Annotated in this window: 9 protein-coding genes; 6 read left to right on the top strand and 3 right to left on the bottom strand. The window is 63.4% G+C overall.

Annotation, left to right across the window (positions count from 1 at the left end; genetic code table 11):
* Nucleotides 1-46: 46 nt before the first annotated feature.
* From glyA to C9I57_RS32665, 6 genes are all read left to right on the top strand, one after another.
* The gene (glyA, locus tag C9I57_RS07070) at nucleotides 47-1,342 is read left to right on the top strand and encodes a serine hydroxymethyltransferase (RefSeq protein ID WP_107149924.1); all 1,296 of its coding nucleotides are present in this window, start codon (nucleotides 47-49) and stop codon (nucleotides 1,340-1,342) included.
* A 77-nt stretch (nucleotides 1,343-1,419) separates the two neighbouring features.
* The gene (locus C9I57_RS07065) at nucleotides 1,420-2,307 is read left to right on the top strand and encodes a dihydrodipicolinate synthase family protein (RefSeq protein WP_107149923.1); all 888 of its coding nucleotides are present in this window, start codon (nucleotides 1,420-1,422) and stop codon (nucleotides 2,305-2,307) included.
* 11 nt (nucleotides 2,308-2,318) lie between these two features.
* Complete coding sequence (locus C9I57_RS07060) at nucleotides 2,319-3,644, top strand: NAD(P)/FAD-dependent oxidoreductase (protein ID WP_107149922.1); 1,326 nt, start codon at nucleotides 2,319-2,321, stop codon at nucleotides 3,642-3,644.
* A gap of 17 nt (nucleotides 3,645-3,661) precedes the next feature.
* A complete protein-coding gene (locus C9I57_RS07055; protein ID WP_107149921.1) occupies nucleotides 3,662-5,155 on the top strand; it encodes an aldehyde dehydrogenase in 1,494 nt (497 codons plus the stop codon).
* A 196-nt stretch (nucleotides 5,156-5,351) separates the two neighbouring features.
* On the top strand, nucleotides 5,352-6,353 hold the full coding sequence (locus tag C9I57_RS07050; RefSeq protein ID WP_107149920.1) for a LysR substrate-binding domain-containing protein: 1,002 nt from the start codon (nucleotides 5,352-5,354) through the stop codon (nucleotides 6,351-6,353).
* A gap of 94 nt (nucleotides 6,354-6,447) precedes the next feature.
* On the top strand, nucleotides 6,448-6,870 hold the full coding sequence (locus C9I57_RS32665; protein ID WP_440130185.1) for a hypothetical protein: 423 nt from the start codon (nucleotides 6,448-6,450) through the stop codon (nucleotides 6,868-6,870).
* A gap of 19 nt (nucleotides 6,871-6,889) precedes the next feature.
* Here C9I57_RS32665 and C9I57_RS07035 read toward each other — a convergent pair whose 3' ends face one another.
* From C9I57_RS07035 to C9I57_RS07025, 3 genes are read right to left on the bottom strand one after another with little or no spacing between them, the layout of a single operon-like run.
* Entirely contained in the window at nucleotides 6,890-8,398 is a 1,509-nt protein-coding gene (locus C9I57_RS07035) for an efflux transporter outer membrane subunit (protein ID WP_107149917.1), read from the bottom strand.
* Entirely contained in the window at nucleotides 8,398-9,618 is a 1,221-nt protein-coding gene (locus tag C9I57_RS07030) for an efflux RND transporter periplasmic adaptor subunit (RefSeq protein ID WP_107149916.1), read from the bottom strand. Before C9I57_RS07030 ends, C9I57_RS07035 begins: the two co-directional genes overlap by 1 nt.
* A 40-nt stretch (nucleotides 9,619-9,658) precedes the next feature.
* A complete protein-coding gene (locus C9I57_RS07025) occupies nucleotides 9,659-12,847 on the bottom strand; it encodes an efflux RND transporter permease subunit (protein WP_107149915.1) in 3,189 nt (1,062 codons plus the stop codon).
* Nucleotides 12,848-12,900: the final 53 nt, after the last annotated feature.

The raw sequence follows: 12,900 nt of genomic DNA, 5'->3' as shown, positions 1-12,900 counted from the left end.
CGTCTTTGCATGACCCGCTTCTGAGGATGACTTCCGGGAGTAACAAGTGAACGAACACTCGCGCTTTTTTTCTGACACGCTCCAGAGCCGCGACCCAGTAATCGCATCGGAGATCGCGCTGGAGCTGCGCCGCCAGCAAACCCAGATCGAACTGATCGCTTCCGAGAACATCGTCTCCGCCGCGGTGATGGAAGCGCAAGGGACGGTGCTCACGAACAAGTACGCGGAAGGGTATCCGAGCAAGCGCTACTACGGCGGTTGCGAACATGTCGATCGGATCGAGGCGTTGGCCATCGATCGCGTAAAGGCGCTGTTCGAGGCCGAGTTCGCCAACGTACAGCCGCATTCGGGTGCGCAGGCCAACGGTGCGGTCATGCTTGCGCTCGTCAAGCCGGGCGACACCGTCATGGGCATGTCGCTCGATGCCGGCGGCCACCTCACGCATGGCGCGCGTCCCGCGCTCTCGGGCAAGTGGTTCAACGCGGTTCAGTACGGCGTGAGCCCCCAAACGTACCGCATCGACTACGACCAGGTTCATGCTCTCGCGCACGAGCATCGTCCCAAGCTCATCATCGCGGGCTACTCGGCCTACCCGCGGGCGCTCGATTTCGCCGCACTCCGCGACATCGCGGACAGCGTCGGCGCCCTGTTGATGGTCGATATGGCGCATATCGCAGGCATCGTCGCCGCGGGGCGTCACGCGAACCCCGTTGCCTTCGCGGACGTCGTGACGTCGACGACGCACAAGACGCTGCGCGGGCCGCGTGGCGGCTTCATCCTCACGAACAACGGCGACATTGCCAAGAAGATCAATTCCGCGGTGTTCCCCGGGTTGCAAGGCGGTCCCCTTATGCATGTGATCGCGGGCAAGGCGGTGGCGTTCGCCGAAGCGCTGCGTCCCGAGTTCACGGCCTACATCGATCAGGTGCTGCGCAACGCCGAGGCGCTCGGCAACGTCCTGCAATCCGGCGGGCTGAACCTCGTTACGGGCGGCACCGACAACCACCTGCTGCTCGTCGATCTTCGCGCCAAGCGGCTCACGGGTACGCAAGCCGAAAAGGCGTTGGAGCGCGCCGGCATCACGTGCAACAAGAACGGCATCCCATTCGATACCGAGAATCCGACCGTGACCTCCGGCATCCGGCTCGGCACGCCCGCGGGCACGACGCGCGGATTCGGAACGGCTCAGTTCGAGCAGATCGGCGAAATGATTCTCGAGGTCCTCTCGGCACTCGAGCGCGAACCCGGCGGAGACGAGCAAGTCGAGCGCGCGGTGCGCAGCCGCGTGCGCGAGCTTTGCGGCCAGTTCCCCATCTACTCGCATGCCGAGGCGTTCGCGTGACGACGCACGGGCGCCAAGCCGCAGCCGGTGAGCGCGGTCAGATGACTTGATTGACGATACTGAAGAGAGATACCGAAATGAGCTTCGAGGGCGTACATACCCCGCTGGTGACACCGTTCAAGGCGGATGGCCAAATCGATCACGATTTGCTCGGCAAGCATGCGGCGGACCTCGCTGGGCGCGTAGCCGGCCTTGGGATCGGCGGAACCACGGGCGAATACTACGCGTTGAGTTTCGAGGAACGGGTCAAGACGTTCAACACGGTTGCCGAGGCAGCGGGCGGCAAGACGTATTTGACCGCGGGCATCAATGCGACGACGACGAAGGAAGTGATTCGCCTGGGCCAGGAAGCAAAACGGGCCGGGCTGCCTGCTTTGCTGGTGGCCGCCCCGTACTACGCCCAGCCCACGCAGCAAGAACTCCTCAACCACCTGCTCAAGGTGGACGATGCGCTCGACATGCCGATCATGCTTTACAACTTCCCGGCCCGCACGGGCACCGAAATCAGCGATGGCGTGCTTGCAACGTTGCTGGAGCGGCCGAATTTCGTCGCGATGAAAGAGAGTACGGGCGACGTTTCCCATCTGCATCATCTCGCCACGCACTTTAGCGACCGGCTCTTGCTCAGCTGCGGGATGGACGACCAGGCGCTCGAGTTCTTCGCCTGGGGCGCGAAAAGCTGGGTCGGCGGCGCCTCCAACTTCCTGCCGGAAGCGCACACGGCGCTCTTCGATGCGTGCGTGAACAAGGGCGATTTCCAATTGGGCCGCAAGCTGATGGCGCAACTGCTGCCCGTGCTCGAACTGCTCGAGCGCAGCGGAAAATTCATTCAGTACGTTCGCTATGGCTGCGAACTGGCAGGCAAGCCCGTCGGTGTCGCCCGCGCACCGCTCGGCACGCTGTCCGATGAAGAGCGCCGCGCGTTCGCGAAGCTCGTCGAGCCGCTGCTCGGCAACGCACGGTAACTGGCACGACCATGAAACTGGATTTTTCGCGGTTTCCCGCTGCGGATGGCGTGAACGGATGGTGGGAGAGCCTCCCGCCGCCCGGGGGCGCCGAGACGGTGTCGTCCGATTACGAATACGACTGGGTCGTCATCGGCGGGGGCATTACGGGGCTCTGCGCCGCCCGGCGGCTCGCGGAGCTGGCGCCTGGCGCCTCCGTTGCGCTCGTCGAGGCGGACCGCATCGGCCGCACCACCGCCGGACGGAACTCCGGTTTCTTCGTCGACCTGCCGCACGACATCAGCAGTGAGAGCTATTCCCGAAGCGTCGAAGCCGATAAAGCCGACGTGCGGCTGCAACGTCACGGGATCGACTACGTGCGCTCGATCGTGCGTCGGCACGGCATCGAATGCGATTGGCGCGACGACGGCAAATTTCACGCGTCGGCCAACAAGAGGGGACAGGCGGCGCTTGCTCATTTCGCCGAGGGGCTCGAGCGCATCGGTGAGCCGTTCCATTGGCTCGACGAGGCGGCGATCAAGGCCGTCACCGGTAGCGACTTTTATTGCGGCGCGCTGTTCACGCCCGGGTGCAGTACGGTTCAGCCCGCTGCGCTGATGCGCGGCCTCGCGGCGACCTTACCGCGAAACGCGAAGGCGTTTGAAATGAGCGCCGTGAAATCGATCGACGACCGCGGCGACGCGAAGGTGCTGACTTTCGCCGGCGGCAAGATCACGGCGAAGCACGTGATTCTCTGCACGAATGCCTATGCGGCGCGATTCGGCGGACATCCGAACGGCTTGCTACCCGTCTACACGTTTGCGTCCATGACACGTGTCATGAACGCGGACGAGGTCGGGAGGCTCGGCGGTACGCCATCGTGGGCGCTGATCCCGGCCGATCCGATGGGCACCACCGTTCGCCGCTTGATTACCGACCGCATTTGCGTTCGCAATCACTTTGCGTTCCGGCCGGGCCTCGAGGTGTCCCAGGCTGATCTCACGAAGGCCAGGAGCCTGCATCAACGTTCGTTCGACCGTCGGTTTCCGATGCTGAAGGGCGTCGAGCTCGAATACACGTGGGGCGGACCTTTGTGTCTGTCCGCGAACAACGGCGCGCTCTTCGGTCGCAGAGACGACGGCGTTTTTGAAGCCGTCGGCTGCAATGGCCTCGGCCTGAGCAGAGGGTCCGCGTCGGGCAAGCTCATCGCGGAATATGCGCTCGGACAATCGAGCGACCTCGTTCATCAGCTCTTGAATCAGCCGCACCCGCGCTCGCTGCCGGTGCGTCCCATTGCCGACATGGCGGTGTCCGCGGCGATCTGGGTCAAGGAGTTCACGGCAGGCGCCGAGCTTTAATTTTCGAGGACGAGACAATGACGACTTATCAGGAATGGAAGCAGAAGGCCGAAACGCTGTCGCTCGATGGGCGCGCGTTCATTGCCGGGCGACGATGCGCGGCAGCTTCGAATGAAACGTTCCGAACGCTGAATCCATCGACCGGCAAAGTATTGGCCGACATCGCGAAGTGCGAGGCGAAAGACGTCGAGCGCGCGGTCGTCGCGGCGCGGGATGCCTTCGATAGCGGTGTCTGGTCCAGAGTCACGCCCGCGCAGAGAAAGACCGTGCTGCTTCGGTTGGCGCAGTTGATCGAGGAAAACGCGGATGAACTCGCGCTGCTCGAAGCGCTCGAGGCCGGCAAGCCGATTGGCGAATGCCTCGGCCTGGACATCCCCGAGTCGGCCGCATGCATCCGCTGGCACGCGGAAGCCACCGACAAGCGCTACGACGCGCTATCGCCGTCCGGCCCGAGTGTGGTCAGCATGATCACGCGAGAACCGATCGGCGTCGTGGGTGCGGTGCTGCCGTGGAACTTTCCGGCGTTGATGCTCGCCTGGAAGATCGGCCCCGCGCTCTCCGTCGGCAACAGCGTCATCGTGAAGCCGGCCGAGCAGACGTCGCTTTCGACGCTGCGCATCGCCGATCTCGCGTTCCAGGCTGGCGTGCCCGCCGGGGTCCTCAATGTCGTCACGGGCTTTGGGGAGGGTGCGGGGCAGGCGATCGGGCTCCACCCCGACATCGACCTCGTGGCATTCACGGGCTCGACCGAAACAGGCAAGCGCTTTCTCCGTTACTCGGCCGACACGAACCTCAAGCGGGTCGTATTGGAATGCGGCGGCAAGAACCCCCAGATCGTCTTGCCGGACGTTGCGAATCTCGACCCGGTCGCCGAGAATGCGGTTGCTGCCGCGTTCTGGAACATGGGCGAAAACTGCAGCGCGGGTTCGCGCATTCTCGTGCCCGCGAGCAAGAAGGCCGAGATGCTTCAGAAGGTTCAGGCGGTGCTGGAAGGCTGGAAGACCGGTGATCCGCTCGACCCGGACGTGAAGCTGGGTTCGCTGATCGAGAAGCCGCACTATGAGAAAGTACTCGCTCACATCGAGAAGGCGAAGGCGGAGGGGGCACGCCTCGTATGCGGCGGCAAGGCCACGCTCGGGGAAACCGGCGGGTGGTTCGTCGAGCCGACCATCTTCGACAACGTGACGCCCGAGATGACGATCGCGCGTGAAGAGGTATTCGGCCCGCTCCTCTGCTTCATCGAGTACGACGACATCGAAGACGCCGTCCGGATCGCCAACGACACTTGCTACGGGCTCGCTGCATCATTGTGGACGGACAACGTCAATCATGCCCACAAGATCGCCGCGCGGATCAGGGCCGGCACCGTCACGGTAAATTGCTTCGGCGAAGGCGATCTGTCCACGCCGTTCGGCGGCTTCAAGCAATCGGGATTCGGCGGCCGTGATAAATCGGTCTACGCGCATGATCAGTACTGCGAACTGAAGACCACCTGGTTGAAGCTCGATTGATCGCGCGTAGAACGCTGAAGACTTCCGGGGGCGCCTCTCTTGCCAGTGGGCGGGGCAGCTAGCACACTACTCTTGTGTGAGCCGCTTACGGCCGGCCCGGCTCAAGGCCGTGCGTCGTCACGGGCCGCGCGGCGACGTCGGCCGACAGGCCCGTGATCGCAACGGATCAGAGGTATCCGCCTGGAAGGTGATAGCCATGCAAAAGAAGCAGTTGTTTGCTGACCGACTTCTCGCCCAAATGCCTTCATTGCGGGCGCTGAGGTGCTTTGTCACCGCGGCGCGCTACGAGAGTTTCACGCAAGCGGCCGAGGTCCTCTGCGTGACACAGGCGGCAATTAGCAGACAGATCAAAGAGCTCGAGGATTCGCTCGACGTCGCGTTGTTCGAGCGCACCGGCAGGCACATTGCGTTGACCGATGCAGGACGCATTCTCTACAACGCGTCGTATCTCTCGATCATGAATATCGCGGAAGCGGCCGAGGCCGTCCGCCGCTCGGACAAGCAGGCGTTGACGATCTGCGTCTCGCATACGTTCTCCGCGTTGTGGCTGTCGTTCAGGCTGCCGGCGTTCCGCAAGCGGTTTCCGGATATCCGTTTGCACGTGATGGTGACCGAGCATTTCATGGAGCTCGACGAGCTCATGGAGCCCGACGTCATTATCACCAAGAACCCTCCGCGCGAAGCGGAATACGAGGTCGAGCCGCTATTCCACGACGTCGTCTATCCTGTCTGCAGCCAGCCGTTTTATGAGCGCCATTTTCATGGCAGATCGTTGAAGCCGCTGGACCTGCTCACGCATCCCACGTTGAACCTCTCGTTGCTGGGGCGAGCGCAGGTCTGCGAGCATGTCGATTGGCGCGTGTGGCGAAACTGGTTTCAGCCCAGCGACGGCTCCGATCGGCTCGTGGAGAACGAGCATTTCGAGAGCAACGATTATCGGTTGCTCGTCGCCCAGGCCGAAGCAGGCGAGGGCACCCTGCTCGGCTGGCATCACCTCGTGCACCGCCAAGTGGAGCAGGGACGCCTGCTGAGGCCCGTTAAGGATGCGCTTGTGTTCCACGACCGCCATCACTATCTGATCACGCACCGGAACGCGAAGCTTCGGCCCGAGTATCTGCAGTTTCGCGAGTGGCTCGCCGAGGAAGTCGGGGCGATGATGCGCGAATGGCGCGGCGCCGAAGCCGTCACGGAGAAGTGACGGCGCCTGTTGCTTCTTGATACAACCGGTAACGCCATGCCTTATGGAACGTTCATAGAATGCCCGCATTACAAACCTTAATTAGGGAGGCATGATGAACACGAAGCGATGGAGCATTCGGCTGGCCGCCGTATTGACGGTGCTGGTATCGTCGGTGTCGTTCGCCGCAGCCGGAGGCAACGGCGGCGGTGGCGGCAATGGCGGCGGCGCCGGAGGTGGTGCCGGTGGCGGAGCGGGGAGCAGCGGCGGACATGCAGGAATGGGCATGGGTGCCGCGGCCGGCGCGAACGCCGGTGGCGTCTCGGGCAGCCACATGAGCAGCAAGGGCGTGTCGAACACGAACGGTTTCGAATCAGGCGATCGCGATAAAGGATTGGCGCGTGCCGAGGACCGGTCGACGAAGCAGGCCGATCGGGATAGTGCCGAGCCGGGGGCGACAAAGGCGCACGCGCACAAGTCCATCAAGGCGCATCATCACCACGTCGTAAAACAGACGACGGAATCGCTTGGGTCGTGATGGTGGTGGTGAAGCGCTTTTAATGAATAGCCTGCGCTGACGACGTTCCGCCCGCGGCGCGTCCCGGCTGCCTGCTCGAAGCCATGCCGGCGTCGGCGGGCAGCTTGTCATCCCACCCTCCGCCGAGCGCTTTCACGAGCGCGACCGAAAACGCCATCTGTTGGCCATGGATCTGCACTTCCTGTCGCTGGCTCGTCAGCAGCGACTGCTGCGCATCGATCACGTTGAGATAAGCGACGAGTCCGCCGGAGTAGCGATCGTTCGCGAGCGACAACAGTCTTTGCGCATCGACGACGGCCGCATGGGCCTGCTTCGACGCGACATCGAGGACCGAGAGACCCGTGACGCCGTCCTGGACCTGTTGGAACGCGTTGAGCACCGTCTGTCGATAGGTGGCTTGCGCCGCGCGATACCCCTCGCTGGCGAAGTTCAGATTCGCGCTGCGCCGGCCGCCGTCGAAGACGACCTGACTCAACGAGGCACCGAGCGTCCACATGAGACTCGGCGCGGTAAAGAGGCTCGCGAACGCCGTCGATTCCCAGCCGATGCTCGGCGACAGAACGAGGCTCGGAAAGAACGCCGCCTTCGCGACGCCGATTTGCGCATTGGCCGCGGCCATCGCGCGTTCGGCCGAAGCGATGTCGGGCCGCCGCTGCAACAGTTCGCTCGGAACGCCGACGGAAATCGACGGCACCTTCGTCTCGACGGCCTCGGGCGCGATCGAAAACTCGGGCGCCGGCGTACCGATCAGCGCGGCGATCGCGTGCTCGTCTTGCGCGCGTTGATTCAGCAGCAGCGTTGCCTGCGTCCGTGTCGCGTCGAGTTGCGCCTGTTGCTGATAGAGATCGAGTCCGGACACGGAGCCGAGCTCGTGCTCGGCTTTCACGTAATCGAGCGCCTTCTCTTGCAGTCGGACCGATTGGTTCAGTACGTCGATCTCGGCGTCGAGCTCGCGCAAGGCGTAGTAATCGGTGGCAAGCGCCGTCGTCAGAACGAGGCGTGCATTGGCCAGGTCGTCGGCCGCTTGTTGCGCCGAGGCCTTCGCGCTTTCCACTTCACGGCGGATGCGGCCGAAGAGGTCCGTATCGTAGGTGACGGTCGGCTGCACGAGGACTTCGTTTTGCACCGTGGACTGGTTCGGTGTCGTATAGCTGAGCCGGGGCCTGTCCTTCGAAACCTTCTGGCGAGCGAGCGCGCCGGAAAGATCGAGCTCGGGCAGGCGTTGCGCCGAGTTGAAGGCAAGCGTCGCCTTCGCTTGCTCGTAGTGCGCGCTCGCGGCGGCGAGCGTCTGGTTTTGCGCAAGCGCCTCTTTTTCGAGCGCGTCGAGCTTCGCGTCCTCGAACTGTTTCCACCAGTCGAGCGTGAGCGGCGCATGCGAGGGCACCGCCAATCGCCAATTCGAATCGGTTCGCCACGCCGGGGGCGCTTCGACGTCGGGGCGTTTGTAGTCAGGCCCCACGGTACAAGCCGACAACAGAACGGCAACCGCAGCCGCGGGCCAAGCGCAAGCGAGACGGCGCGAACGCATCAGGAGAGCCCCTTGTCCGCGGTCTTCGACATGACCTGCACGTGATCGCCGTCGGCGATCGAATCGCTCGGATTGACGATGATCCGGTCGTTCGGCTCGATGCCGCTTTCGATTTCCAGCGACTGGCCGAGATCCTGCGCGATCGTGACCGCGCGCAAATGGACGACGCCGTTGGCGTCGACGACCGCGAGACGCGGCCCTTCCGAGCGAAACAACAGTGCGTTGTCGGGCACGAGCAGATGCGAATGCAGTGCCTGGGGTATCGCGACTTGCACGTAAGCGCCGGGCCGCAGCTTGTCATCGGCATTAGGCAGCGTGACTTCGAGTTGCAGCGACCGCGTCGGCACATCGATGGCCCCCGAGATATGCGTGATCGTTCCGCGGAACGACTGGCCGGGCAACTCGGCCTGTGTGACGGCGACAGGCATGCCGACCTTGATGTTTTGCGAGTAGGCCTGCGGCAACTGCACGTACACGCGCAGCGTCTTCGATTGGGCAAGCGCGAAAAGGGCACGACTGCTGCCGCTGCCCGCATCGATGAGATCGCCGACATCGACATTGCGCTGTGTGACGACACCGTCGAACGGTGCCACGATGCGCTTGAACGATTCGAGCTGTTGGAGGCGCTTCACGTTCGCCTCGGCGGCGGCCAGATTCGCGAGATCCTGGTTGTAGGTGCCTTGCCGGTCGTCGAGCTCCTGCTGCGAGACAGCATCGCGTTGGCGCAATTGCTGCCAGCGCTCGAACGACGTCTTCGCCAATGCGAGGCTCGCGCTCGCCTGCTGGCGTTGCGCGATGGCCTGTGCCAGTTCCTGATCGATCTCGGGCGTGTCGAGATCGGCGAGCAACTGCCCTTGCTTGACGTGCGCGCCGATGTCGACATACCAATGCAGCAAATAGCCCGTCGCTCGCGCATAAATCGGCGATTCGACAAAGCCGCGCAGCGTGCCCGGCAAAAGCATGTCGCCGGCACCGTCCGCGATTTTCGGCGTGACGACGTTGACATACTGCTTCGCATTCTGCGCGGTGGCGTTCGCCGTGGCGCGCTCGTTCACGATGTTGGCGACGACGGTACGCAGCGCACCCGCGGCGAGCAGAAGCAGCACGACGACGGTCGCGATTTTTGCGCGCCGCCAGATGCGATCACGCGGAGGCAGCATGTGACCGCTTCCGTCTTCTCGTGCCGGAATGGCCAAGGGGGCGTGAGTTTCTTCAGTCATGTCAGCTGGACCTGGATGGGGGCGTCACGTATTTCATCGATCAATCGGCATCCTCTTCGGCCGCGGCCTGTCGGGCGTGGCGCCGCGCGAGACGGCCGTGAATGCCCGCGAAGAGAAGCGGAACGAACAGGAGCGTCGAAACGGTCGCGAACAATAAGCCGCCGATGACGGCGCGGCCGAGCGGCGCGTTCTGCTCGGCGCCTTCGCCAAGACCCAGCGCCATCGGCACCATGCCGATGATCATCGCGCAGGCCGTCATCAACACGGGACGAATACGGCTGGCTCCGGCCTCGAGCGCGGCGGTGAGCGGCGGCGCACCGGCCGTGAGTCGCTGGCGCGCGAAGGAGACCATCAGGATACTGTTCGCCGTGGCGACCCCCATCGTCATGATGGCGCCCGTCAATGCGGGCACGGACATATGCGTGCCCGTCAGGAACAGCATCCAGACGATGCCCGCGAGCGCCGCCGGCAACGCGCTGACGATGATGAGCGGATCGAGCCAGGACTGGAAATTGACGACGATGAGCAGATAAACGAGCACGATCGCCATCGCGACGCCAATGCCGAGCCCGAGGTAGGACCGCTGCATCGTCTCCACTTGGCCGCGCACGACGATCTGGCTCCCGCGCGGCAGCGTGGCCCTCGCTTGCTCGACGAGCTTGTCGATTTGCCTCGCGACGCTGCCGAGATCGCGGCCCTCGACGCTCACGAGCAAATCGACGACAGGCCTGATGTTGTAGTGCGTGACCAAGGCGAATTGATTGCCGGGCTGCACCTGAACGAGGTTGCCGAGCAGTTGCGGCGTGCCGGAGGCGGCGGGCGACGCTCCGCGTGCCGCGACCGGCGTGCGCAGCAACGCGTCCATCGACGTCACGTCGTATTGCGGCGTCCGCACGGAAAGCTGGTACTCCACACCGTTTCGCGGGTTGAACCAAAAACCGGGTGAGGTCTGCGTGCTGCCGGCCAGCGAGATGAGCACGTTCTGCGCGACGTCGTTCGCGCTCAGATTCAGTTGCTGCAGCCGCGTGCGATCCATTTGCAAATGAATCGTCGGCTCGTCGAACTTCTGCTGAATGTGCGTATCGACCGTGCCGCGAATCATGCGCACCTGTTTCATCAGCTTGCTCGCGGCATCGAAGTTCGCGATCTGGTTGGCGCCGGAAATCTGCACGTCGATTGCCGCGGGCAAGCCGAAATTCAGAATCTGCGTGACGATGTCGGCGGGCTGAAAGTAAAACTCGACGCCTGGAAAGCGCTGCGGCAGAAGCGCGCGCAGCTTGTCGATATACGTTTGGGTCCGCTCGTGATCGGGCTTCAGCGCGATCTGGATATCGCCGTCGAGCGTGCCGATCGTCCCAGCGTTGCTATAGGAGAGGTTGATACCGCTATAAGGCAAGCCGAGGTTGTCGAGGATCGTGCCAAGGTCGCGCGGCGGCACGACGGTACGAATCGTCTTTTCGACATCGTCGGCGAGCCGAGCCGTTTCCTCGATTCGCGTGCCGGTCGGTGCGCGCATGTGCAGCCGGATGTCGCCCGCATCCACGCTCGGGAAGAAATCGGCGCCGAGCACGAACGCAAGCCCGAGCGATGCCACGCAAAAGGCGAGGAACGATATGACGAACAGGCGCCGCCGCACCAACAAGGTGCTCAGAAGGACGATATAGGCGGCGCGCATGCGCTCGAACGCGCCCTCGAAGGCGTGATGCGATCGCATGAACAGATTCGGCCGAGCGCCGCTCTTGGGCTTGTGGGCGTGGCCCATCAGCAGCATGGCCATCGTCGGCACGAGCGTGCGCGAAAGAATGTACGACGCGAGCATCGCGAAGACGACGGCCTCCGCCAGCGGCACGAACAGGTACCGCGCCACGCCCGTCAGGAAGAACATCGGCACGAAAACGATACAAATACAGAGCGTCGAGACGAACGCCGGCACGGCAATCTCGCCGGCACCGTCGAGGATTGCATCATGCAAATTCGTACCCAGGCGCAAATGCCGCTCGATGTTCTCGATCGTCACGGTTGCGTCGTCGACGAGGATCCCGACGGCGAGCGCGAGACCGCCGAGCGTCATGATGTTGATCGTTTGGCCCAACGCGTGCAGTGCAAGCAGCGACGAAAGGATCGACAACGGAATCGAGATCGCGATGATGCAGGTGCTGCGCCAATTGCCGAGGAAGAGGAGGATCATCGCGGCCGTGAGCGCGGCCGCAATCACCGCTTCGCGGGCGACGCCCGTGATCGCCGCTTTGACGTAGAGCGACTGATCGAACAACGCCCTGATCGTCAGCTCGCGCGGCAGCGTCGTCTCGGCGATGGGTAGCAGCCGGTGAACGGCATTGACGACCGACAGCGTGGAAGCATTGCCCGCTTTCAGAATCGAAAGCAGCACGCCGCGCCGGCCATCCTGCCGCACGATATTGGTCTGCGGCGAGTAGCCGTCACGCACGTGCGCCACCTCGCGCAGGTACGTCGTCGCGCCGTTGACCGTGCGCACGGGAAGATCGTTGAGCCCGGCGATCGTCGTCGGCGAGCCGTTCATGTCGACCGTGTATTCGCGCGGGCCGATTTTTGCGGTGCCCGTCGGCAGAATCAGGTTTTGCGCATTGACGGCGTTGACGACGTCGAGCGGTGTCAGCCCCTTCGCGAGCAGCGCGCGCGGATCGATATCGACGGAAATGAGCCGCGACTTGCCTCCATAGGGATACGGCACCTGCGCCCCGGGGATCGTGATGATCTGCGGGCGCAGGAAGTTCAGCGCGGTGTCGTTGAGATCCTGCTCGGACAGCGTTTCACTCGAAAGCCCGAGCTGGATCACGGGAATCGACGAGGCCGAGTAGCTGATGATGAGCGGCGGCGTCGCGCCCGGCGGCATTTGCCTCAACTGCGTCTGTTCGACCGCGACCGTCTGCGCGATCGCCGTCTGGATGCTCGCGTTAGGTTGCAGAAACAGCTTGATGATCGCGATGCCGGCCAACGACTGCGACTCGATATGCTCGATGTCGTTGACGGTGGTGGTGAGGCTGCGCTCGTTCACCGACGTCATGCGGTTGGCCATCTCCTGAGCGGAAAGGCCCTGGTAATTCCAGATGATGCTGATGACCGGGATATCGATATTCGGCAGGATATCGATCGGCGTCGTCATCAACGAGAACGGCGTCGCCAGCACGATGAGGATGGCCATCACGATGAACGTGTAGGGCCGCTTGAGGGCAACGTTGACGATCCACATGCGAAAACACGCCGAAATGTTGCAGAGGAGAAGGTGGAATGTAGTCGAACGCG

Origin of the sequence: Trinickia symbiotica (assembly GCF_003028655.1) — a bacterium.
Lineage (GTDB): Bacteria > Pseudomonadota > Gammaproteobacteria > Burkholderiales > Burkholderiaceae > Trinickia > Trinickia symbiotica_A.
Note: the sequence above shows the minus strand (reverse complement) of the source record. Positions and strands in the feature narration are given on the sequence as shown.

Bases quoted from the DNA above. Each gene is read 5' to 3' on its own strand.
- C9I57_RS07025 (WP_107149915.1), bottom strand. From the start codon at position 12,847: ATGTGGATCGTCAACGTTGCCCTCAAGCGGCCCTACACGTTCATCGTG.
- C9I57_RS07050 (WP_107149920.1), top strand. From the start codon at position 5,352: ATGCAAAAGAAGCAGTTGTTTGCTGACCGACTTCTCGCCCAAATGCCT.
- C9I57_RS07060 (WP_107149922.1), top strand. From the start codon at position 2,319: ATGAAACTGGATTTTTCGCGGTTTCCCGCTGCGGATGGCGTGAACGGA.
- C9I57_RS07055 (WP_107149921.1), top strand. From the start codon at position 3,662: ATGACGACTTATCAGGAATGGAAGCAGAAGGCCGAAACGCTGTCGCTC.
- C9I57_RS32665 (WP_440130185.1), top strand. From the start codon at position 6,448: ATGAACACGAAGCGATGGAGCATTCGGCTGGCCGCCGTATTGACGGTG.
- C9I57_RS07065 (WP_107149923.1), top strand. From the start codon at position 1,420: ATGAGCTTCGAGGGCGTACATACCCCGCTGGTGACACCGTTCAAGGCG.
- C9I57_RS07035 (WP_107149917.1), bottom strand. From the start codon at position 8,398: ATGCGTTCGCGCCGTCTCGCTTGCGCTTGGCCCGCGGCTGCGGTTGCC.
- C9I57_RS07030 (WP_107149916.1), bottom strand. From the start codon at position 9,618: ATGACTGAAGAAACTCACGCCCCCTTGGCCATTCCGGCACGAGAAGAC.